The sequence below is a fragment of the Streptomyces sp. NPDC006733 genome (assembly GCF_040636125.1).
Taxonomy (GTDB): domain Bacteria; phylum Actinomycetota; class Actinomycetes; order Streptomycetales; family Streptomycetaceae; genus Actinacidiphila.
In genome coordinates this window covers 76,364-99,828 of record NZ_JBEYJD010000004.1, presented here as the reverse complement: position 1 = coordinate 99,828, position 23,465 = coordinate 76,364, and the positions used below count along the sequence as shown (strand labels likewise).

Here is a 23,465-nt window from a genome sequence, read left to right as displayed (position 1 = left end):
ACCAGCAGCCGTTCCCGTCAGGAGACCAGGATGAGTGAGTCGATCGACAACCGGGTGGCCGAGGCGATGGCTCACCTCAAGGCGACGGAAGAAGCCGTGGCCAAGGCGCAGGTCGAGCTGAACGCGGCGTCGGTGTCGGCACGTTCGGCGGACCGGTCGGTCCGGGTCGCCGTCGGAGCCAAGGGCGAGCTGACGAGCGTGGAGTTCCTCGACGGCAAGTACCGCTCGATGGCGGCCTCCCAGCTCTCCGCGGCAGTGCTGGAGGCCGCGAACGCGGCGCGCGCGGAGATGGCACGCCGGGTCATCGACACGCTCGACCCCCTCACCCGGCTGACCTCCCGCGGGATGGCCCCGCGGCGGATGGGGGTGGACTGGGGCTCGATCTTCGGATCCCTGCTCAGCGAGACCGCCGTCGAGACGGGGCCGACGGCCATGAGCCGGCTCCGCGACGAGATCCACGAGGACGACGAGGAACCCGCTGCCCCGAACGGCCGCGGCACGGAGCCCGAGCGACGGAGGGGCGAGTAGCGATGCCCGGTGAGTACTCGGCGAACGTCGGCGACATTCGGGCCGGCTCGAAGCACATCGACGCCGCCGTCCGGGGTTCCGAGGAGCTGGGGCCCAGGTTCGAGGACAACTGGCACCTGACCGCCGGCTGGTGGGGCGAGGAAGGGGGCGACGACGTCTTCGCGAACACCGTCGGCGAACAGTGCCGCAACGAGAAGGAGCAGGTGACGCAGACGGTCAGCGCCATCACCAGCGGATTCCTGGCCCTGGTCGACGCGGTCGCCGAGGAGGCCGTCAACGTTCAGCGTCCGCAGGTCCAGGCACTGGACGACATACAGACGCTCAGCTCGGAGAGCGAGAACCGACGGTAGAATGGCGATCATCTTCCCGCCCGCCCTGCGGGAGTTCATCGAGATCTGGGTGGGCGCGAACGTCGCCACCGGCAACGAGGACCAGGGCTTTCACAGCCGTGCTGCCTATACCCGGTTGGCGGAGGACATCGACGCGCTCTCCGACGCGATGAGGGGAGCGATCGACACAGCCGGCAACGCGCTTCCGCCGAAGATCGCCAGGGAATTCGTCGCCGCGGTGAAACTCTTCGTCGACGATTCCGGCGAGAACCACCTCCAGAAGTTCTCCCGGGAGCTCCGGAGCATCGGGTTGCGGCAGGTGGACCGCTCGATGAAGCTCAGCGAAGCCAAGTACCAGGTCCTCCTCGAGTTCATCATGATGAACCTCGAACTCGCCCTGCTCGCAGCCCTCTCCATCTTCACGGGCGGCACGTCGCTGACCGAGATCGCCGCGGCGAAGGCCCGCACCGCGCTCTCCATCCTGCTGATCCTCCAGCGGATGGGGCGGGCAGTGCCCACTCCGCTCTCGGTGGTCCTCGAAGCGATCCAGGAAGCCTTCGTCACGTTCATGGCGCAGGTCATCTCCATGACCGCGCCGGACGACCCGGACCGTCGGCGCAAACAGTTCGACTGGACGGACATCGGCCAGTCGGCGGTCGCGGGGGCGCTGGCGGGAGCCTTCGGCGGTATCTTCCACCATTTCGCCGGGCCGATCACCAAGAACCTCTTCAAGAAGAACCCGGTCTGGAAGGAGGTGTTCGACCTCCCCCTCGCCTTCGTCAACGAGGGACAGGCCGAGACCTTCGCGGAAGCGTTCACCAAGCTCTTCTTCACCGGCACGTTCTCCATCAACCCGGCGACGTTCCTGAGCGCCGGAACCAGCGGGCTCCTGTTCGAGGCCGCCTCCGGGGGCGCCGAGTTCGGCGGGAAATGGCTGCACAACGCCTTCTTGCAGAATCTCGACCTCGGTCCGCACAACACCGACTACCGCCCGGGCGAGCACGGGAGCGGGAGCGGCCACGGGAGCGGGCCGGGCAACGGCGCGGCGACGCCGTGGAGGTCTCCGCTCCCCGGCCCGACGCCCACGATCGACACCTATGACCCCTCTGCCACCCCCGCCGCCCACGACATCCCTGGCCCGTACGACACCGACACCACCGTGGGCGCCGACGGCCTGTACGACGTGCCCGATCCCACGGGCCGCTACGAAGCGCCGTCGACCGTCAGCGACGTCACGAACCCGGCGCCCGTCACGAACCCGGCGCCCGTCACGGGCCTGTCGCCCATCACGGCCCCTTCTCCCGTCACGAACCACAGCCGGGACGTGTACGAGCAGGGGCCGACGAGCGGGACGCCCATCGCCAGGAACAGCGAGTCCGTCTTCTCGACGCTCCATCCCACGGACACCACGCTCCCTCCCACCAGCCCCGTGCTCCCGTCCGCACCCGCGCCCTCCTCCACTCCGGCACCCCGCCCGTCGATCAGCACCTCCGATGCTCAGGACCCCATCGGCCTACCGGTCGACGAGGCACCCACGGTTCCGGGGGAGGAGGCGCCGAACACCGCCCCCGAGCCGTCCGCCGGCCGCGGGACCGCGAACGCCGGCGGCCCGGTGCCGGAGGCGTCCGTACGACAGCGCTCGGCGCACGATGACGCGTACACGCCGGTCGCCGAGGAGACGGCCACGGCGACGCGAGGGGACGCGGCCGGCATGGACGAGAGCCCCGACGCCCAGCCCTCTCCGGACCTTGCCACGCCGGCGAAGGGCCACCCGACCCCTGTCGGCGCCACCCCGACCGCGGGGAGCACGAGGGCACAGGGAGACACCGCAGCCGACGAGCAGGAACAGGAGCGGGAGCGGTCGGCCCCGGTGACACAGCCCCCCGCGTCCGTCGGCCTGCCTGTCAGCGGCCCCCGACCCGGCGATCCGCAGGCCATCGCACCGCAGCACCGTCCGCAGGCCTCCTCCGACACCACCGGTCACCGCGACGACTCCGCCGCGCAGCCGCCCACGGGCGCCGACACCGACACCACGCACACCAACAGCACGGACACCGTCACCGGCGACACCGGCGCGTCCTCCTCGGAGCAGCCAGGGCACCGGGCGACGGCGGCGCCCGCCGCCTCCGACGTCCCGCCGCCGTACCGCCCTGTACCGACCGAGTCCCAGGCACCGCCGAGCGCGCCGGCCCAGGGCGCGCCGCCGCCCACCGCCCCCCACGAGGTGTACTTCAGCTCCCCGGCACCGTCGGAGATCCCCGCCCTGGACGAGGCCGCGCCGGGCTCTCCCGACTCGATCGACATGATCATGGATTGGGAGGACGGCGGCGACAGCGCCGACGAGTCCATGGCGGACTCCTCCGTATCGGCCACGCAGGCGGTGCACCAGCAGCTACTGACCGACGTCTTCGGCCCCGGCATCGAGACGAACCGCATCTACCCGGCCCTTCGCGACGCCGTCGAGCGGCTCGACCTGCTGCGGCAGGCCGACCCCGTCCTGCGGGACGGTCCGTTCGATCTGGACGCCGTGGCCCGCCGCGTGCTCGGCCTGGATGCCGCCGAGCCGGTGACGGGCGCGCAGCGCAGCGAGTTGTTCCGGGTGGCGATGGACGAAGCGGTGGAGTCCGCGAGCAGCCTGCCGGCCCTGGCCGCGTTCCATCTGCAACTGCGCGGCGCACTGTCCCCCACCCGTGCCATGGCCATGCCCGACGGAGGGGTCCGCGGCCGCGACTGGACGGGTGGCGCTGTCCCGGACGTGGACCTGACGACCGTCGGGAAGGCGGTGCGCGGGCCGGACGGCACCGTCGTGCACGGTGATGTCCGGCCGGCCCCGTGGCACCGGACCGGCGGCCCGGAGCCGTACGTGGTGGTGGCGTCCGGCGGTCACGACCATGTCGTGGTGCGCGGCTACGACGGTGCCCCGCGCCGGGTGCCGATCGATGTCTTCGCCGAACTGCTCGCCCGCGACCCGGAGCTGGCGGGACTCCCGCAGGACGTGCCGATCGTCCTGCTGATCCCCGGGGCCGGAGCCAGGGGCCTGGCGCTGCCCCGCCGGGCCGCGGACCGCACCGGCCGGCAGACGTGGTCGGCCAACGGCACGGTCAAGCTGGCGCCGCAGCAGGATCCGTCGCTGCCGTACACCGTCTCCCTGCTCTCCGGCGAGGGACTGGTACGCGCCGACTGGATCCCGAGCGCGCCCGGCCAGCTGCTCGACCCCGCCGCCGACGAGGACACCCCGGGCTGGGAGCGGGAGGTGCTGAGCCACACCATCGTCACCGAGAGCGGACCCATCGGCAGGGCGGTGTTCGACGACGCCGAGGCCCCGCGGGTGATGGAACACCTGCGGCACGCCACGAAGGCGACGGAGCTCTGGCACCGCAACCCGGCCACTGACGTCTGGGTCAAGGACGACCAGCCCGTGCCGTTCGCCGGGAAACCGGTGTACGTCTTCGCGGCGCACGCCTGGCCGGGCCAGACGCATCTGCCGACCGAGGGCAGCGGGGTCAAGGTCGCCCGGCGAGGAGAGGCCGCCGGGATGCTCAAGCGGCGTCCGAGTCTGGCGCAGCTCCCGGCGGATCACGGGGTGCTGCTGGAGGCGTGCTGGAGCGCGGCCCAGGAGGGCGTGACGTCCGCCCGCAGGGACGCGCGGGACGCCTTCGTCCCCGACCCGCTGGCGACCGTCAGCGAGGGCCAGCACGCGGCCAACGAGACCGGGCGCACGGTCTACGGCGGGACCCGGACCGTGGGGATCGTGAACCTGCCCGGCCGGGGATACGTGCACGTGGCGCTGACCGACGCGGAGGGAAAGCGCGGCCGGTGGGTGGAGCACCGGCCGGAGCCCACCGGCGACGTGCTCGACGACCGCGCGCGCGGTGCGGGCCTGCATGTCGGTCCCGGGCCGGTCCCCGATGCGGTCCGGGACCGGACGCTGCGGCTCGTGCGCGCCCTGCGGCTGGCGTTCGGGGTGGGCATCGAGGACGACAGCCGGTACGGGGAACTGCTCCGCGGCATCGGCGCGCTGGAGACCCTGCGCGCCCACGATGCGCGGCTGGCCGGCGCCGGACCGTTCACCATGGACCTCTTCGCACGGGCCGCCCGCGCCGACCGGCGGCGGCAGCATGGCACGACGGACGGCGAACCGGGCCCCGCCGACTACCGCGAGCTGCTGGCCAGGGCCACCGAGGCCGCGAACACCGCCCCCGGCAGCGTCCTCAGCGACCTCGTCGACCTGCCGCACGTCGTCGCCGCGGCCCAGCGCCTGGGCGGTCTCGCGGACCTGGACGCCGAGGCCGCCCGGATCCTCCGGCTGGACGGGGATCCGGCGACGGTGGGGGAGGCGGAGCGGTCGCGGCTGTTCTGGGCGACGGTCAAAGCTGTCGAGTGGGAGAGCCGGGTGGCGGACCCGGATGCCCTGACGGGCAAGGTCCTGCACCTGGATCAGCCGGACCCGGCCCGGCGCCCGGAGCTGTTCCGACTCGTCACGCAGGCGGCGGCCGCGGGACGCGATCCGGACAGCCCGACCGAGCTGGCCGCGTTCCACCTCGAACTGATGGGGGCCTTCGCCCCGGAGACCCGGCTGACCGATCCCGACGGGAGGGCGACCGGCCGCCACTGGGCGCAGGCCGCACCGAACCAGACGGTGGACGCGGGGCGTGTCGTCGTCGCGGCCCCGCAACAGGGCGGTGGCTACCACCCGGTGGGGGTGCAGGCCGCGCCCTGGAGCGCCCCGGGCCGGTCCGCGCCGTACCTGGTGTGGGCCGGGGGCGGAACGGACCACCTGCTGATGACCCTGCCCGGAGGGTTCAGCCGCCGGGTGCCGTACGACGAGGTCGCCGAGCTGCTGTCGCGCGATCCGGTGCTGTCCGACCGTCCGCTGAGCGTCGATGTCGTCCTGGCCGTCCCGAAGGCCGTCCCGCAGGCCGCGCCGACCGCGTCCGCCGGGCAGGGCAGCGGTGGCGCGCGGACCACGGATCCGCGTGCTGCCGTCAGCGCGGTGACCGGCCGCGGCGTCTGGGCTTCGCAGGGGGCTGTGGCCCTCGCGGGCACCGGTCCCTCGAAACCGCTCGTTCCCACCCTGCTGCCCACCGTGCCGGGCGGGCCGGTGGCCGCCGACTGGGGGGTGGTGCGGCCGCGCGATCTGCTGCCACCGCACGGCACGCCGCCGACCGGCGACCTCGGCGGAGCCGGGGTCACGTTCGCGGACGCGGAGGGGACCACGAGCCGTACCGGACCGGAGACGGCGACGGTGACGGCGAGCACGGGCAAGGGGAAGAAGCCGGCTGCCCCCCGTCCCGGGCGCACCCGTCCCGTTCGGACCCGCTCGCAGGGCACCCGCTCGGAAGGTACCCGCCCGCCCCGGGTCGACCCCGGCCTGCCCGCGCCCCGGCCGGGACGCCGTGAACCCGCCCGGTTCGAGGACGGCCGGCGCATGCCCGGCTACGTCGACGACCTGGAGTCGCTGCTGCCGGACGGCCTGACCGACGCCGAGCGCGCGGAGCTCCTCGCCGGCCCGAGCACCTTCGGGCAGAGCGCCGTCGCTCTGCGCGGCATCGACGCGGTGGTGGACGCGATCGAGGACGAGCTGCTGGGGCGCCCGGACGCCTGGCTCCCCGACGGAAACACCCAGCTACTGACCGACATCCGGCGGACCCTGCGGGAGAAGCCGAAGACGCTGGCGGACCGCGGGCGCCCGTTCCCGTACGTCAACGCCGCCGGAAAGCTCCGGGTGCTGCACCTCACCGCACGCCACCACGGCAACTGGAGCCCGTTCGACGACGGCACCGGCCACGCCTCGAAGATCGACAGTATGCACCGGGCCGCGGCGACGTTCGGGTTCAGCAAGAACATGCAGGCCAACTCCCAGTACGGGCTGGGCGGGCCGATCGGCCCGACGGGCGCGGCGGCGTTCAGCGGCTTCGGCCGCCTCAACTTCCGGTTCGGCTTCGTCAACAAGGTCGGCTACACGTTGACCGACCAGCGGCAGAACCAGATGGAGACCCGCACGCTCGACGGATCACGGACGTATCTGGACGACGTGCACTACGAGCTGCGGATCACCGACGCGGAGGGACGGGACGTCCCCGGCACCGACACCGACCCGACCGCGGCGGCCCGATTCGCCTTCGGCGTCCGCAACGGGTTGCAGGTGCGGCTGCCCGACAGCGTGACGAAAACCGTCAAGCCCGGCCGGATCCCCCGGACGATGACCCTGGACCGCAACTCCCAGTACCGCTTCGTGCGGGTCGAGGGGTTCGGACCGGTCGCGGCGATCCGCGACTGGGCGGCCCGCAGCATCGGAGCCCTTCCCGGCAGCTCCGCCTACGAGGAACTGGACACGTTCTTCTCGGGCGACAGCTTCCAGCGGCACAGCGGCACGATGGCGCGCGGCCGGATCACCACCCCGCCGCTGTTCGCCGACGACCAGAAGAAGTCACCGCTGGGCGTCTTCGTGGTGGAGGAGCTGGTGCCGCGGTCGGCCGTGCTGGTGGGGGAGACCGACAAGGCCGAGATGCGCGACATCAACACCTCGACCGTCCGCAGTGAGCGCAGCCGCGCCCAGGGCAGAAGCTTCCTGGTGCAAGCCGTTGCCGGGCCCGCGTTCAACTTCTTCGAACCCGGCGTGGCACCGTTCGACCTGCGCCTGCAGTTCGGCCCGAGCGCCCAGTACTCGTTCGCCAGGACCTGGGCGGCCGGTCTCGGCGGCGCCGGATCCCTGAAGTCGGCGGGACAGGTCAAGGGCCCCAGAACCGCCCTCTACCTGGTCGTGAAGACGGTGCGGGTCCGGCGGGCCGGCGACAGCGGGCCGCCCCGGCAGTTCCTGACCTGGAGTCTGGACCGGATGACCAGCGCCGAGGCGCGGCGGCTGGCCGGATGGGACGACGGGACCTCGCTCGTCCTGCGACACGGCGCCACCCCGCTGGTCCCTGCCTATCTGACCCGGGACCGGCCGCGGACCCTGGGTATGCACCGGGTCAAGGAGTTCACCTTCGACGACGGCCTGCGCACCCGCGTCACCCCCGGCGGCGTCGGCCGTACGCTGCTGGACGCGTTCGCCGACAGTGTGGTGAACACCGTCGCCGCCCAGCGCCGGGGCATGGTCGTGCCTCTCGACCAGCTCCACCTGCCCAAGGGCTGGCGTGACCGTTTCCACGACATGGTGCGGCGCAACCCGCAGGAGGTGCTGCGCGCCGCCCGCGGCCTGCCGATGCCACCGCAGTGGTCCGACCCCGCGAAGTACAACACGGCGCTGCAGAACACCCTGCAGATCCTCGGTGTGCTCTCCCAGCAGAACGTCACCGCCAACCTGGAGGCGCTGACCACGGTCGGCCTGCGGATCCGGCTCACCGACCCCGACAGCGTCGGACAGACCTACTACACGCTGTGGGTGCACGGAACGCTGACCGGGCGGCGCTACGAGGGCAAGGACATCAACGAGGGGATGCGCTTCAGCGCCCAGGGCATCGAGCGGATGGACGGCCAGAGCAGTGCGAAGCGCGGCACGGACGTGGGGTTCGAGGGCACGTTCTCGGGCCGGGACAACCAGGTCGACGACGCGGGGCTGCCCGCCAACACGCTCGGGCTGACGCTCGGCGCGCGCAAGGGATGGCAGCGGGAGGCGGAGACCGGATTCGGTTCGACCGTCACCAACGAGCCGATGTCAGTGAGCAACCATGCCACCCACCTGTACCGCTACCAGCTCGAACTCACCGCGACCCTCGGCGGCTACTGGCGCCCGCGCGGCCTGATCCGCGGCCTCGGCCTCGGGCTGCCCGGCCTGCTGGTCCTCGACGAACCGGTCAACATCCTGTTCGGGCGGACGGCGGGCGGGCACCTCAAGGGCGGCGGCCCGGTCACCGGGCAGGTGCTGATCAGCGTCCCGGTCCAGCACACCCCGGAGGCGGACCCGCACGCCGACGGGGCACTCAACCCCTACCTGGCGTCCGAGCCCGATCCCGAGGCCATGAGCACCGACCGGGCCCTCGCGCTGGCCAAGGGCGACCTCGTGCTGCCCGGCGCAGGCAGCGGGCCGCACGCCGGGCGGCTGGCCGGGCGGGGGACGGAGCAGTTCCGGGAGTTCCGGCAGCACCCGTTCGTGATCGTGAACATGGTGCTGACGCCCCGGCTGATCGCCGAGGTGAACCGGGTCCTGGGGGAGGCGTCGGGCAGCGCCTGGCAGCTGGTGAAGGAGGGCGCCCCCACCCGGGAGGCGATCGTCCGCGTCTTCACCCCCCAGTACCTGACGGCGAGCTTCGACCAGAGTTCGGGCCCCCTGGGCCTGACGGGCAGCGGCCTGCTGGGCAAGGGTCCCGCGCACCAGCTCTGGGGCACCTTCCGTTACGCGACGACGGTGGGCGGGTTGCGCCTCCTGACCGGGCCGATGTCCATGGACACCGAGATGACGCTCGGCGCCACCCGGCAGGCGGCCGGGAAGACCAGCACCAGCACCAGCTTCGTCTTCGGCGGCCAGCTGGTCTACTCCGTCGCCCAGCACCCCGGGCACGGTGTCATGGGCGGCTACGGACTCGTCGCCAACCCCTTCTCGTCCGCCGCCACGCAGAGCCGCAGCGTCGTGCGGACCGTCGTCGCGGACCTGAACCGCAAGGGATTCACACATCAGGTGCTGGTCGCCGGTGATGTGCAGCACTGGTTCGCGCTGACGACGAGCCGGCTGGGCACGGGCCGCTTCGGCAGGGGGGCGGCGGGCAGCTCGCTCGTACCGCGGATGCTCGCGGGAGCGGCGGGGACGTCACTGACGGTCCCGGGCGGGGTGCTGGGGCACCTGCCGGAGAAGAGCGCGTACCGGATGGGGCTGCTCGACGACGGGCTGGGCGAGATCCCCCTGTACACACAGGACCTCTGGGCGCCGCAACCGTGGCTGCAGGGCGTCCCGTTCGGCACGTACGCGGTGAACGCGCTGGACCCCACCGAGGCGCTGCTCGCGTTCGAGGAGAAGGTCCGGAAGCTGGGCCTCGACGAGGCGAGCCGGGAGAAGATCCGGCAGCTGGTGTCCGCCCGCGCCACGCGCGCCCTGAAGGGCGAGATGACGACCACCGGCCCCTCGGCGATGGTCACCGTCGGCGGCTGGGGGTGGGACCGGGTGCGGATCGGCAACCGCTGGGTCCGGGCCCGGGTCGAACTGGTCCCCGGCACGCCGGTGTTCCACGGGCTCGACCACAGTGTGGAGCTGGAGGAGAACCGGCGGGTCATCGAGACGTCGCAGAAGAACTCGGAGTCCTCGTCCGGGGCGGACCTCGGGATCCAGAGCAACCAGCTGGTGCACACCGGCAACGACACGGTCGTGGGTGCCGGGCCGACGTACACCGAGAGCGGTTCGCACAAGCAGACGGTCGCGTCGAGCCACACGACCACCACCGTGACCATCTACCGGGCGGCGTCCACCGAGCCGTACGCGGAGATCGTCACCCCGTACCGGATGCGGATCACCCTGGAGGCGGACGACACCCCCCACACCGCTCCCTCGTCCGACGGGGAGCCGTCGGACGGGACGGCCTCCGCCCTCGACCACTTCCGGAACCACCGGCGGATCGTCGAGGAGCAGGGGGTCGGAACGCTGCGGGAACACGTCCCGCTGAGCTTGATGGAGCCCACCGGGGCCGCCGACACGACGGACACTTCCGACACCATGGACGCTTCCGGCACGGCGCACGCGTCCGGCACGGCGGCCCCGCCCGCCCCCGGCACACCGCTGCCCGCGCCGAATCCGGGCGACGACCCGGCCCTGGCCGGGCCGCCCCGGCCGGTGGCCCTTCCAGCACCGGGGCGGGAGCTGACCGTCCGCTACGGCGATGGCGTTTACCGGCCCTTCACCTTCCCCGAGAACGGCATCCACCCCCGGGGGATCGTCGGGCTCGACAACCTCCGGGCGGCCAACGACCTCCTGCTGGCCAGGGCGTACGACGCCGGCTTCTCCCTGCGCGCGCTGCAGAGCGAGGACGGTCCCGACGCGGGCACCCTGACCGAACTGCTCCGCAAGAGCAGGGAATCCGGCCTGACCCGGCTGGGCACCGGCTCGGCGCAGGCGCTGGAGGACGGCACCAGCTCCATGGCGCTGACCGCGTTCTACCCGCGCACCACGGAGCCCGGTGGGTACCAGGTGGCGGGGCTGACCGAGAAGTCGTTCGTGGGCAGCGACCTCGGGCAGCTGTTCCTGCACTCCACGCCCGACTTCAGCCGCGCGCTGCTGCTGACGGTCGCCGACGGCAAGAAGCTGGAGGTGCTCCGGCGGTACGGCGAGAACGCGGGTACCACCTCGGCCACCGAGCACGCCCAGGCCGCGAGCCTCGGCGCGGGCTTCCTGTACGACTCGCCCAACGGCGCCGGCCTCAACCAGATCGGGATCTCCGTCCCGGGCCCCAACGACCTCGACGGCGACGGGATGCCGGTCGGGGACGACCACCTGACCTCGCGCAACCTCAAGCCGCAGACGGGGCGTTCGTTCCTGTTCGCGGTCCCCACCACCTGGCTCAGCGTCGGCGACGTGCACCGGAGCATCAAGGACGCCAAAGCCGCCAACGCCCTGCGGAGGACCTTCGGCGCCGCGGCCCGGCCGGGGCCCCAGGCGATGGAGTCCCAGGCGTACGTCCTCGCCTGGGTCCGCGAGGACATCGCCCGCGAGCTGATGCTCATCACCGACACGAACTTCCCCGCGCGCGTCGGCACGGCGTGGGACGCGGTCACCAGCGCGAGCAAGGGTTGGGTCGACGCGGACAAGGCGTACTGGAAGAAGCGGCGTACCGCGACCCATCTGCGGGAGGCCGTCGACACCGCGCAGCGCGCCGTGGACGACGAGCGCCCGGGGGTACGGGCCGCCGCCCTCCCGTTCGACCTCGCCCGCGCCGCCGTCGGCACCGCGGACACCGCACTGCGCCAGGCCCAGGACGACGCCCGCCGGGACCACGGCATCGCGCGGGACACCGTGGCCGCCGCACAGGCCGACGTCGACGCCCTGATCGCGAGCGACGCCGGAGCCGTACCCGAGCACGAGGGCTGGGCGGATCTGCTGCAGGACGAACTCGACGCCGCGCGGACCCGGCTGGCCCGGTCCGTGGCCGCCGCCGCGGACCTGCGCGCGGCAGCCGACCGCCGGGTGGACGCGGCCCGCACCGCGCGGACGGAGGCGGCGGAACGGCTCGACACGGTGCGGCTGTCCGCTCAGGCCGCCGACCGGCGGCTCGATGCCGCCATCGCCCGCAGGGACACGGCCCACGACGCCCTCGAGGCCCGGCGCGCGGAACTGGACCGGCTGCGGGCGACGGCGGAGCGCGCCGCGGCGGAGTACCACCGGGTGCGGGCCGCCGCCGACCAGCTCACCCGCTGGCACCGGTTGGCGGCCACCGAGGACGGCAGGGACCAGCTCGACGGCGTTCCGGAACCGCCGCAGGTGACCTACCGGGCCCCGGCCGAGCCGACCGCGCCCCCGCGCCCGCAGCGCTCCCGCTTCACCGTCACCGGGACCGGACCGGGCACCGTGCTCACCTCTCCCGAACAGGAGCCCTACGGGCTGCACGACGTACCGAGGGACGGCGAGTCCTTCTTCCGCGCGCTCGCCCACAGCCTGCACCGGGTCGCCCCCGAGCTGCTCACCGCGGCGGGCATCGATCCCGCGAGCCCGCAGGTGGTGACCGCGCTGCGCCGCCGACTGGCGGCCCGGCTGGCCGACCCCGCCGACGTCGACCTGCTGGCCTTCGCCACGCCCGACGACACCGACACCTTCAGTGCGGAGGAGATCGACGGGGCAGGCCTCGACCTGGGCACGGACACACCGGCCCGCCGCGAGTTCGACGCCCTCGACGGCGTCATCCCGCACGTGGCCGACCTGAGCCCCGAAGCGCGTGCGGGACTGGCGATCGCCCAGCTCCTGCGGCGCGGCGGCGCCGAGGCCGGGACCGGCTGGAACCACTCCGCGGCGGACCTGCTGCCGATGCTCGCCGCCCGGACCTTCGGCCTGCGCATCACGGTGGTCAGGGGAGACGGCACCTTCGATCACTTCGATCCCGGGGACCGGCCGGGGGGAGGGAACCTCCACGGGCTCGTCGACGACCCCCGAGCGCCCCGCCCGCACGTGGTACTGAGCCTCGACGACCAGCACTACCAGTCGGCGCTGCCCCTGGGGCACACGCCTCTTGCTGTCGCTACGCCCCCGACACCGGTACCGACGGCGCCCGGGGAGCCGCGGGAAACCGGCGAGTCCTCACGTTCGCAGGAGGACCGTATCGAGGTGGCGCGGCTGGCGGGAACGGACGACGGCAGCGACGCACCCCCACGATCAGGACCCGACGGCGGCAGCGAGGCGGCGAATCCAGCGAGGGCGGACAACCCCGGCGACGGGGCGGTCGGGCCGCATCCGGGTACGGCCCGACCGCCCGGCACCCGGGCGCTCCCGGTGCTTCCCCCGGCCCGCTCCACAGTCGCCTTCGAGCACCGCCACCGGGACACCACCGACCCGGTCCAGCGCCGGCAGGTCCTCGACCTGGCCGCGCAGATCGTGGTCTCCGGCCTGCGGGACCTCAAGGCCGGTCTCCGCATTCCCCGGATCACGATCACCGGCTTCAGCAACGGGCCGCGCTTCGCTCCCCTCGGGGGCGCCGCCGAGCACGCCGAAACGGTCGGCCTGCAACGTGCGCACGCGGTGCGGGACCTGCTCCTCGACGGGATCCGGCACCATCTGGAGCTTCACGAGCGGGCCGCCCGCGACGTGCGGACAGCCCGGGGCAGGACGGTCCGGGCCGAGGACTTCCCCATCAGTACGGAGAGCGGTGGCCGGGACATCGCTGCGGTCGGCCCGCCGGCCGGCGCCACCGGGCGGGCAGCACGGCGGCAGGCCGTGATCACGATCGAGCAGTCCCCCCTGGCGGCGGCCGTTGCCCGGCTGGAGGAACTGCTGCCCGCCGAGCCCGGCCGGACCGATCCCGCCGACCTGGACGACCTCGCCCGGAAGGTCCTGCACCTGGACGAGGCCCCCGACGACGACCTCGAGTCGGACAGCGACTCCGACAGCGACTCCGACAGCGAATCGGACAGCGAATCGGACAGCGAATCGGTCTCGGACAGCGACGCCGAGGGTTCCGTCGATCCGGCCGCGCCCGGCTTCGAGGCCGAAGTCCTGTCCCCCCGGGTGCGCAAGCTGTACGAACTGGTCGGCAAGGCGATGGCGACCGGGCGGCCGACCAGCCGGGCGGGGCTGACCGCGCTCTACCTGAGCCAGCGGGGCCTGCTGTCCGACGCCACCCGGCTGACAGCGCCGGACGGCACCGTACGGGGGCGGAACTGGACGGGCCGCCCCGCCCAGGACGTGGACACCGCCTCGTACGCCGAGGTCGACAACGGCCAGGCCACGTCCCGACCCGCACCCTGGGCACGGCAACCGGGCACGCCGAGCCCTTACGTGATCGCGACCAAGGACGGTGACCACAAGGCGGTCCGGTTGTCCTCGCCGGACGGCGGGAAACGGTGGCGCCTGTCATCGGAGGAGCTCGCCGAACTGCTGGCGCTCGACCAGGACCTGGCGAGTCGGGACGACGCGGTCGAGGTGGTGCTCGTCGCACCGTACGCCGGCGCCGCGGGTCTGGATCTGCCGCGCAGGTCCGCAGCGCGCACGGGCAGGACGCTGTGGGCGCACAGCGGTGAGGTGGCGCTGCAGCCGGACGCCGGCCGCAGCCGTATCGAGGTCACCGACGACCGGGACTTCGGCGTCTCGCCGCTGGGCCAGTGGATCGGCAGCAGGCCGGGCGATCTGGGACCGGAGGAGGGGCGGGCCGAAGCCGGGAAGGGTGCCCTGCGCACGATCGACGCACGAGGGCTCACGGACCAGAAGGTCAAGAACTTCACCCTCACCGACGACGGTTGGCCCGTCGGCCGCGGGGTGCTCAACGAGGCCGACCAGATGAAGCGGGAGCCGTGGGTCCAGGCCCTGCTGCGGTCGACGCACTGGTACAGCTTCGACCCGGTCACCCGAGAGCCGATCGGAGGTCCCCGACCGGTGCCGTGGCAGGGCCGAAAGCCCTACTTCTTCATGGTCCACGGCACGCCGGGCCAGACCCTGATGGTGGAGGACCTGCTGCAGAACACGGTCCCGGTCCGCGGGACCGAGGCCGGCGGCTACCTGCGGCGCCGCCCGAGTCTGGAACGACTCGACCGGGACACGCCCATCGTGTTCCTGTCCTGCTGGGGGAGCGGGATGGAGGGACGGACCAGCACCGCTCCCACGATGTGGAGCCGCCCGTACGTCCCCGACCCGCTCGCCGCGCTGTCGGCGGCCCAGGGTGTCGCCAACGAGACGCGGCGCGATGTCTACGCCCCCAACCGGGAGCACTGGAGCCGCGTCAAGGACGGCGGCCTGGTCGACCAGGGGATCGTCAGCACGCCGGAGGGCGATCCGGTGGATATGGAGAGGCTGCGGCCGGAACCGACCCCGGACGAACTCGACACCCTGGCCGAGGCGGCGGGCCTGAACGACCTCCCGGACGTCACCCCGGCCGTGGCCCGGGACACCGCGCTGCGGCTGGTCCGTGCCCTGCGGATCACGTTCGGCGTCGAGGTGGAGGACGACGCCGCCGATCCGGTGGGCGAGTACCGCCGACTGCTGCGCGGTATCGGCGCCCTGGAGGTCATGCGCCGCAGGGACGGCGATCTGCGCGGGCACGGGGAGTTCACCCTCGAACTCCTCGACCGCGTCACCCGTGCGCACCGCGGTCCGTCGACCGCCCCCGGTACCCGCCCCACGTCGCCTGACCCCGCCGACGTGCGGGCGATGCTGGAGGCCGCGTCGCTGCGGCCGGCCCCCGACGGGCAGTCCACGCTGTCCGCCTTCGTCTCCCTGCCCTCCGTCGACCGGGCCCGGGAACTGATCGACCAGGGCGATCCGGACGCATGGGTCCGCGAGGTGCTGGGCCTGTACGCGGGCGATCCGATCACGGCTGAGCACCGGCAGAACGTCCTGTGGGCGACGGTCAAGGCGGTGGAGAGCGTGGAGCACCACCCCGACCCGGACGCGTTGACGACCAAGGCCCTCCACCTGCGCAACGGCGAGGATCCCCGGGACGAGGCGCTGCGGGCGGACCTGCTGCGGATGGCGGCCACGGCCGCGGCCCTCGGGCGCGACACCTACAACCCCACGGTGCTTGCCGCGTACGACCTCGAACGTCGCGGTGCGCTGGACACCACCTCCCTCATCACCGCCAAGGACGGCTCGAAGGCCGGACGCAGCTGGGCCGGGAAGACCTTCCCGCCACCCCTGTGGGTGGACCGCTACCTGGCGTCGCCCGACGGAACCCCCGCCCACGGCACCCCGGCCCTGACGCCCTGGGCCCGGCAGAGCGGCGGAAAGGGGGCCGGGCCCGGCGGGTACGTGGTGGACCTGAAGGGTGCCACCCCCGGACTGGTGGACATGGCCTGGTCAGGCCGCACCGTCACCTCGGTGCCCTACGACGAGATCGCCGAACTGCTCGCCCACGACCCCGTTCTGGCGCGACTGGATCTCGACGTCGCGATCGTCCCCGTCGGGGTGGACGGTGCGGTCGCCCTGGCCGAGGCGGTCGCCGCCCGCAAAGCCACCGCGCGAAGCGTGTGGCTGCCGGCGCAGCCGCTGCGCATCGTCGAGCACCCAGCGGCCGACGAGAGCCTCTTCGTGCTGATCGCGCCCCCGGGCAACTCGGCGCACTGGTCGGACGTCCACCCGCCCCGGCTGCCGGGCCAGCGCGCCGCGTTCGCCGCCGCGACCACCGTGACGACCACGGGATCGGCCCCCACCGCCCCGAAACCGACTCCGACCCCGGCTCCGCTTCCATCGACGACCTCCGATGCCTTCCTCGCCGAGCTGGCGGCGGCGCTGCACCGGACTGCCCCGGGCACGCTGCCTCCGGACGCCACCGAGCCGGGCGGCGTCGCGGCGTTCCGGGAGCGGCTGGACCGCCGCCTGGCCACGGCTCCTCCCACGGACGGCAGCGGCCCCGGGGCCGGCGGCACGGCAGCTCTGCTCGACCTCGACGCCATGATCCCCACGGCCGAGCTGGCGCGCGTGGGAGTGCAGCTGGATCTCGGCCAGGAGACCCAGGCGATCCTGCAGAACGGCCGGCTGCGGGTGGGAGAGCTCCGGCTCACCACGCGTCAGCATCTGCGCCTGCTGTTGCGGCGCGTCAGCGACGGCACCGATGCGCGGTCCGCCGAAGCGGTGGCGGAAGCGGTGGCAGCCGAACTGGGCATCCTGCGGTGACCGGCCGCCGACCGTGTGCGCCCTACGCTCCGAAGTCGGTGTCCGGTCCCGGATGGTCGTCGTCCCACGGCGCTGCTGTGCGGTTCGGGCCGGAGGCGGGTCCGGGATGCGGCGGCTGGCTCCGGCGGGTCCGGCGCAAGGTGGCGGGGTGCCGCCAGGTGGCGACGCCACGGTAGTCCTGGCCCTCGATGGGTGTGACGGCGGCGGCGGGGGCGAGAAAGACGATGGGCGCCGGTTCGCCCGCGATCCGGTCGACGGTCCGGCGCCGGGTCTCGACCCGCGCCCACAGCGTCACGCTCAGCTCGTACCACCAGGACCCGTCGGCGTCCCGGATCCGCCGGAGCACCATGGCCCGCACACACTGCCCGTCGGGTAGCCGGACGACCGCCGGAGGCCCCGTCTCCCGCGCCGTGGTGCCTCGCCCATTCTCCATTGTTCGATTCTAGTTCGATTATGGGAGATCGCGAGACCCGGCGGCGGCCGGCCGCCGGCGGCCTGCGGCGGAAGCCCGGCGCGCGGCCATTCCCCCACGCGTCCGGGCTGCGACCAGGGCGTCGGTCGTGCCGTGGTGGTCAGGCCTTTTCGAGGAGTGTCTTCAGGTGCGACAGCATCATGGTCCAGCCGCCGCTGACGCCCTCGAGCATCTTGGAGTCGGCCGTGGTGAAGCCGTCGTGGGTGATGGTCAGTTTCATGCCGAGGGCCGGTTCCTCGGCCGGTTCGATGGTGAAGGTGACCTTGGAGCGCTCCTTGGCCGCCTCGGCGAACTCGGCGTCGCTCATGCCGAACATCTGCTGGTGTGTCGGCTGCAGCGTGTGCCAGGTGTAGGCGAGGCGCCTGCCGGGCTCCGACTCGGTGACGACCTGGCCGAGATCCTGCGGCTCGCCGCCGTCCTCGGTCGGCCACAGCACCTTCGAGCCGACCTTCCAGTCGGAGGAGGGTGCCCAGCCGCCGTGGTACTGCCGGAGGAACTCCGGGCTGGTCAGTCCCTCCCAGAGCTTGTCGGCTGTGGTCTGGATGTAGATGGTGTAGACGAACTCGGGCTTGCTCATCGCCGTTTCCTCCAAGGCCTGCTTCAGGTTGCTGAGCGCGGCCATCCGGCCCCGCTCGTACTGGCTGATCCAGCGGTCGGCCATCTCGTGGATCGGCACGGGGTTGAGGTAGTGCAGCCTCTCCCGGCCGTGCCGGACCGCGGTGACCAGGCCCGCGCCCTCCAGCACCGCCAGGTGCTTGGAGACCGCCTGCCTGGTCATGCCCAGTCCCGCGCACAGCTCGCGCAGGCTCTGGCCGGCCCGTGCGTTCAGCCGGTCCAGCAGCCGCCGGCGACTCGCGTCCGCGAGCGCCTTGAACACCTCATCCAAGTCGTTCAACGCCGACCCCCTCCTCGCCAGATTGGCAACCATTTGGTTGCCTGTCAATCCGGCGAGGAGGCGGTGGGCGTGCGGGAGCCGAGGAGGTCGGAGGATCAGTTCTGGGCGGCTGCTGCGGTGACGTGGGCGGCGAGGCGGACGCAGGCCTCGGTGAGGCCGCCGGAACCCAGCTCGATGCGCAGGGTGACGTCCTGGTCAGCGAGAGCAGGAGGCAGGACGACGCGGTGGACGGCCACGGAGGCCACCCCGGGCAGGGGCACCCGGCCGACGTCGGCGCAGGCGACGGTCTGCTCGCCGTGGTCCGTCTCGGCGGTCACCGTCATCCGGATGGGGTCGTGTGCGCTGACCGGCAGGTAGTCGACCTCCACGTCGAAGGCTTCCGCCGCGGCCACGCGGACCGGCGGGAGGCCGTCGTTGCCACTGATGCGCACTTCCAGCACGACGCCGGCTCCGGGACTGTGCTCGACACGTTCGATGACCCCCATCGGGAGCCCTCCTCTCCACCGTGTGCCGACTCTGCCCACGGCCGTAGGCCGGGGCGGAGCGGAGGCGGGGGAGGTGCGCGTCCATCGGTGACGCTGCCCGCTCCGCCCCCGCGGCGGGCGCCTACCCCGGGTGCGGCCCGGTGACTCCGCCGACCGGGCGGCGGGAGGGGGCGAGCGGGGCGACGGCCCGCGGATCGGGCCGGAGCCGTTCCGCGGCACGGCGGCCGCGGCGTGAGCGATCACTCGCCGCCGAGCAGGCCGACGGTGCCTGCCAGGCCCTCGTCGCCGTGGCCCTGGGCCACCCGGCGGCGCATCAGCTCCATGTAGGGGGTGAGCAGCCCGGGGTCGACGGACTGGTCCCGTGCCGTGGCCAGCAGGGTGCCGTTGGCCGCCGTCATCATGGCGAGGTTGGACGTGACGCCCTCGGTGTAGTTGCCGCTCTCCAGTTGGGCGGCGATTCCCAGGGCCGACCGGGACATGGCGCCGAGCCATTCCGCGAGCAGCGTGGCGAAGCGGGCCCGGTCGAGGTCCTTCTCGGGACCGATCAGGGCGAAGGCGTGGGTGATGCCCGCGAACATGCCGGTCATGGCGCTGAGCAGGGCGATGTCGTGCAGCGCCGCGTGGCCGGGATCCTCCCCGACGAACGTCGTGCCCGCGGGGACCGCCAGTGCCTCGCGGTGGCGTTCGAACAGTGCGGGGTCACCGCTGTAGAAGACGTAGCCGCCGGCCTCCGGCCGGCCGATCATCGGGGGGACGGCCATGATCCCGCCGTCCAGGAAGCGGGCCCCGCGCTCCTCGGCCCAGCGGGCCCGCTGCTGCGCCTCGGCGGGGGTATTGGTGGTCAGGTTGACGATGTCCTTGCCGCGCAGGTCGATGCCGTCCAGCGTCTCGCCCACGGAGGCGTCGTCCAGCAGGCAGAGGATGACGGGGCCGGTGGCCGCGGCCACTGCCTCGGCCGCGGTCCCCGCCGCCCGGGCACCGGCTCCTACCAGCGGTTCGGCCCGCTTCGGGGTGCGGTTCCAGACGGTCAGCGGGTGCCCCGCGGCCAGCCAGGCGCGGCCCAGCGCGGTGCCCATGTCGCCGAGACCGAGGAGTGTGACGGGCGTCTTGGAAGTGGTGTGCGTGTTCATGTCGCTCAGGCTCGTTGACACCCAGACCATGATCAAGTACGCACCTTTTTGTGGGTGGTTACCTTAAGGTGAGTGGATGACCAGGCGGGACACTTACATCTGCGGTATCGACGCGGCGATCGACGTGATCGGTGGCAAGTGGAAGGTGCTCATCCTGTGGGCGCTGGACGCGGGACCCTGCCGGTTCGGTGAGCTGAAGCGCGGAATTCCCGGCGTCACGGAGAAGGTCCTCGCCTCGCACCTGCGGGAGTTGGAGGCCGATCGCATGGTCTGCCGCGAGGAGGCGTTCGAGGGTGCGGTGCGCCGCGTCACCTACGCCCTGACGCCGCTGGGCGTCTCGTTGAACGAGGCCCTGGGTCCGCTGGGCGCATGGGGCAGGGAACACCTCCTGGGCGACCGCGGTGCCCACCGCGACGCGATCTGACCGTTCGTCCGCGGAACCGCCGGCCGCCCTGCCGGTGCGGTAGTTGGGGCGCTGCGGAATGCACGGCGCGGGCAGGCGTGAAGTGCCCTGCCGGGGGAAGACGATCCGGCTCCTTTTGTGAGCGGCGCGCACGACTTGGGGCGCGGAGGAATCAATTCCAGCGGCGGACGTTTGGAAGTCCCATCTCGGTGCAGACGATCGTTAACAAAAGCTTTATCCACCGAGGTAGGAGAGTCACATGGGCATCATCGCTTGGATTCTGATCGGACTGCTCGCGGGTTTCATCGCCAAGGCGCTCATGCCGGGCAAGGACCCGGGTGGCCTCATCATCACCATGCTGATCGGTATCGCGGGCGGCCTGCTCGGCGGCTGGCTCGGTAAGGTCATCTTCGGTGTCGACTCCATCGACGGATTCTTCGACATCTCCACCTGGATCGCCGCCATCGTCGGCTCCGTGATCCTCCTCGCGCTCTACCGTGTGCTCACCGGCAACAAGCGTCACCACAGCCACGCCTAAGGGACACGGTTCTACCCCGACGGAAACGGCTCCCCCTCTTCTTGAGGGCGGAGCCGTTCCGCTGTCCGCGTCCGAAACAAAACGCGCCGCGGGCTTCTCGCCGCCTCGGGCAGCGCGATCCGCGAGGCGGCACGATCCACGGAGCGCCGACGCGCTCCTGGCCCCGTTCGGGAACCGATCACCTGAATCCTGCGTGACCTCCTGATGTGTAGTCGGCTGGTGAGGGGACCTGATGAGAACGCGAACGATGGTGAGCGTGGCGGTATCGGCATGCATGGTGCTGACGGCGGCCGCGTGCGGTCCGGAGAAATCGAAGGGGAACGCGGACGCGAAATCTCCGCAGCCGTCCACTTCCACGCAAGTGCACACCCCATCGGCCACGCCGTCGGCGCCCCGGAGCCAGACGCCGTCGGCCACCCCGACCGGCATCCAGCCCGCGCCCAGGACCAAGGAGCGCGCGATCCAGCGGTACGAGCAGTACCTGCACGCCCTGGGCCGTGAGGACATCACCACGGCCTGCGAAGTGGCTGGACCGGGCGCGAAGAAGGCGGAGGACAAGGGGTTCGGGCCGTGCACGTCGACGTACGTCGCCGTGTTCCAGATGATCTCGCCCACGCAGAAGAAGGCCCTGCAGAAGGCGACGGTGGACCCGCAGCGCGTTGTCGTGCGCACGCCCTCCAAGATCGATATGCCGCTGGAGGCGGTCAGGTCCTCGGTCACCTTCTCCGAAAGCGACCTCGGCGGCTACACGTTGGAGTACCTCAAGAACGACTGGTTCATCACCGGCTCCGCCTAGCGCGTGCCGTCGCCGGCGCCCTTGCGCACCCGCTCCGCCCTGCCCCCTTCATCAGGAGGCAGGGCGCGCTGCTCCCCAGTGCCAGGGGCAGCCTGCCGGCGGGAGACGCAGGTCACACCGCGGCATGTCACAGGCGTCGGGGCTGTCTCGTCTCGGGAATGACAGCATCGACGAACGCGGAGGCGCACACGATGGACGCACGACTGGACTATTTCGCCAGCCCGACCGCCGGCAAGGCCCTCAAGTACTTCATGGCGGTCGGCCGGGAGTTGAAGCAGTCACCCCTGCCGGCCGTCACGCAGGAGCTGGTGGCGCTGCGCGTGAGCCAGATCAACGGGTGCGCGGCCTGCATCGACATGCACACCAAGGAGGCCGCCGCGGCCGGCGAGAGCACGGTACGGCTGCACCTGATCGCGGCCTGGCGGGAGGCGACGGTCTTCACCGAGGCCGAACGCGCCGCGCTCGCGCTGGCGGAACAGGGGACCCGGGTCGCGGACGCGGCCACCGGGGTCAGCGACGAGGTCTGGGCGCGGGCCGCCCAGCACTACGACCAGGAGCAGCTCACGGCCCTCGTACTGCTGGTCTCGTTCATGAACACGGTGAACCGGCTGAACATCATCGCGCAGCAGCCCGCCGGCGACTACCAGGTCGGCCAGTTCCACTGAGCCGCCGCACACCGGTACGGAGACCGCAGCGGGCAGTCAGCAGAGGGCAGACAGGGGAGACGGCGTGGGCAAGGTCGAGGAGTTCGAGGAGCTGCGGCCGCTGCTGTTCTCGATCGCGTACCGGATCCTGGGCAGCGTGGGTGAGGCGGAGGACGCGGTGCAGGAGGCCTGGCTCCGCTACGACGCCTCGACCACCCGGCCCGTGTCGGCCAAGGCGTTCCTGTCGGCCACGGTGACCCGGATCGCGATCGACGTGCTGCGCTCCGCCCGGGTGCGGCGGGAGGAGTACGTCGGACCCTGGTTGCCCGAGCCACTGCTGGACGACCCCTACGACGATCCGGTCCGCGCGGCGGAGCTGTCCGACTCGGTGTCGATGGCGGCGCTGCTGCTCCTGGAACGGCTGAGCCCGCTGGAGCGGTCCGTGTTCGTGCTGCGGGAGGTGTTCGCCTTCGGCTTCGACGAGATCGCCGCCGCGGTGGGGCGCTCGGAGGCGGCGTGCCGGCAGCTGCTCGTCCGGGCGCGCCGCCACATGAGTGACGGGCGGCCCCGGTTCGCGGCGGATCGCCAGGAGCGGGACGAGCTGGCGCGGCGGTTCTTCGAGGCCTTGGCACAGGGGGATGTGGACGGGCTGCGGAGTCTGCTGTCCGCCGATGTCCAGCTCGTCGGGGACGGCGGCGGCAAGGCTCCGCAGCTGGCCCGGGCCATCGCCGGCGCGGAGAACGTGGCCCGGCTGCTGGCCACCGTCTACCCGCTGATGGCTCGCGTCGACATCACGTGCGAACCGCACGAGGTCAACGGCCAGCCGGGCGCGCTCTTCCGCGACCGTGACCGCAAAATCCTGCACATTCTCGCGCTGGACGTGCGCGACGGACAGATCCAGACCATCCGCTCGGTGATCAACCCCGACAAGCTCGGTCACCTCGGCCCGGTGGCCGACGCCTGGGCCGTCGACCGGGAGGTGAAGCAGCTCCGCCGCCGGCCGCGGTGAGTGTC

Annotated in this window: 12 protein-coding genes; 8 read left to right on the top strand and 4 right to left on the bottom strand. The window is 72.5% G+C overall.

Features of this window, described 5'->3' with window-relative positions:
- Nucleotides 1-30: 30 nt before the first annotated feature.
- The 3 genes from ABZ721_RS05645 to ABZ721_RS05635 are packed head-to-tail and all read left to right on the top strand — an operon-like array spanning nt 31 to nt 17,088.
- Nucleotides 31-528: a YbaB/EbfC family nucleoid-associated protein gene (locus ABZ721_RS05645; protein ID WP_358787298.1), complete on the top strand. Its 498-nt coding sequence runs from the start codon at nt 31-33 to the stop codon at nt 526-528.
- A gap of 2 nt (nt 529-530) precedes the next feature.
- The gene (locus tag ABZ721_RS05640; RefSeq protein ID WP_358787297.1) at nt 531-878 is read left to right on the top strand and encodes a hypothetical protein; all 348 of its coding nucleotides are present in this window, start codon (nt 531-533) and stop codon (nt 876-878) included.
- 1 nt (nt 879) lies between these two features.
- Nucleotides 880-17,088 carry a lonely Cys domain-containing protein gene (locus ABZ721_RS05635; RefSeq protein ID WP_358787296.1) on the top strand — a complete coding sequence of 5,403 codons (16,209 nt, stop codon included), beginning with the start codon at nt 880-882 and terminating at the stop codon, nt 17,086-17,088.
- A gap of 22 nt (nt 17,089-17,110) precedes the next feature.
- Here the strand turns inward: ABZ721_RS05635 and ABZ721_RS05630 are convergent, their stop codons facing one another.
- The 4 genes from ABZ721_RS05630 to ABZ721_RS05615 form a co-directional block, all read right to left on the bottom strand.
- Complete coding sequence (locus tag ABZ721_RS05630) at nt 17,111-17,521, bottom strand: hypothetical protein (protein WP_358787295.1); 411 nt, start codon at nt 17,519-17,521, stop codon at nt 17,111-17,113.
- A gap of 139 nt (nt 17,522-17,660) precedes the next feature.
- Nucleotides 17,661-18,446, bottom strand: a complete 786-nt coding sequence (locus ABZ721_RS05625; protein ID WP_358787463.1) for a metalloregulator ArsR/SmtB family transcription factor — start codon at nt 18,444-18,446, stop codon at nt 17,661-17,663.
- Nucleotides 18,447-18,550: 104 nt separating this feature from the next.
- The gene (locus tag ABZ721_RS05620; RefSeq protein ID WP_358787294.1) at nt 18,551-18,940 is read right to left on the bottom strand and encodes a hypothetical protein; all 390 of its coding nucleotides are present in this window, start codon (nt 18,938-18,940) and stop codon (nt 18,551-18,553) included.
- Nucleotides 18,941-19,179: 239 nt separating this feature from the next.
- Entirely contained in the window at nt 19,180-20,070 is an 891-nt protein-coding gene (locus ABZ721_RS05615; protein WP_358787293.1) for an NAD(P)-binding domain-containing protein, read from the bottom strand.
- Nucleotides 20,071-20,146: 76 nt separating this feature from the next.
- On the opposite strand from ABZ721_RS05615, the gene ABZ721_RS05610 reads away from it, so the two are divergent.
- The 5 genes from ABZ721_RS05610 to ABZ721_RS05590 all read left to right on the top strand — a co-directional run bounded on the left by ABZ721_RS05610 (nt 20,147) and on the right by ABZ721_RS05590 (nt 23,460).
- Nucleotides 20,147-20,494, top strand: a complete 348-nt coding sequence (locus ABZ721_RS05610; RefSeq protein WP_358787292.1) for a helix-turn-helix domain-containing protein — start codon at nt 20,147-20,149, stop codon at nt 20,492-20,494.
- A 238-nt stretch (nt 20,495-20,732) separates the two neighbouring features.
- Nucleotides 20,733-21,011 carry a GlsB/YeaQ/YmgE family stress response membrane protein gene (locus tag ABZ721_RS05605; RefSeq protein ID WP_358787291.1) on the top strand — a complete coding sequence of 93 codons (279 nt, stop codon included), beginning with the start codon at nt 20,733-20,735 and terminating at the stop codon, nt 21,009-21,011.
- 361 nt (nt 21,012-21,372) lie between these two features.
- The gene (locus ABZ721_RS05600) at nt 21,373-21,807 is read left to right on the top strand and encodes a hypothetical protein (protein ID WP_358787290.1); all 435 of its coding nucleotides are present in this window, start codon (nt 21,373-21,375) and stop codon (nt 21,805-21,807) included.
- A gap of 191 nt (nt 21,808-21,998) precedes the next feature.
- Nucleotides 21,999-22,472 (top strand): carboxymuconolactone decarboxylase family protein, encoded by a 474-nt coding sequence (locus ABZ721_RS05595; RefSeq protein ID WP_358787462.1) that lies wholly within the window; start codon nt 21,999-22,001, stop codon nt 22,470-22,472.
- A gap of 64 nt (nt 22,473-22,536) precedes the next feature.
- Nucleotides 22,537-23,460: an RNA polymerase sigma-70 factor gene (locus tag ABZ721_RS05590; protein WP_358787289.1), complete on the top strand. Its 924-nt coding sequence runs from the start codon at nt 22,537-22,539 to the stop codon at nt 23,458-23,460.
- Nucleotides 23,461-23,465: the final 5 nt, after the last annotated feature.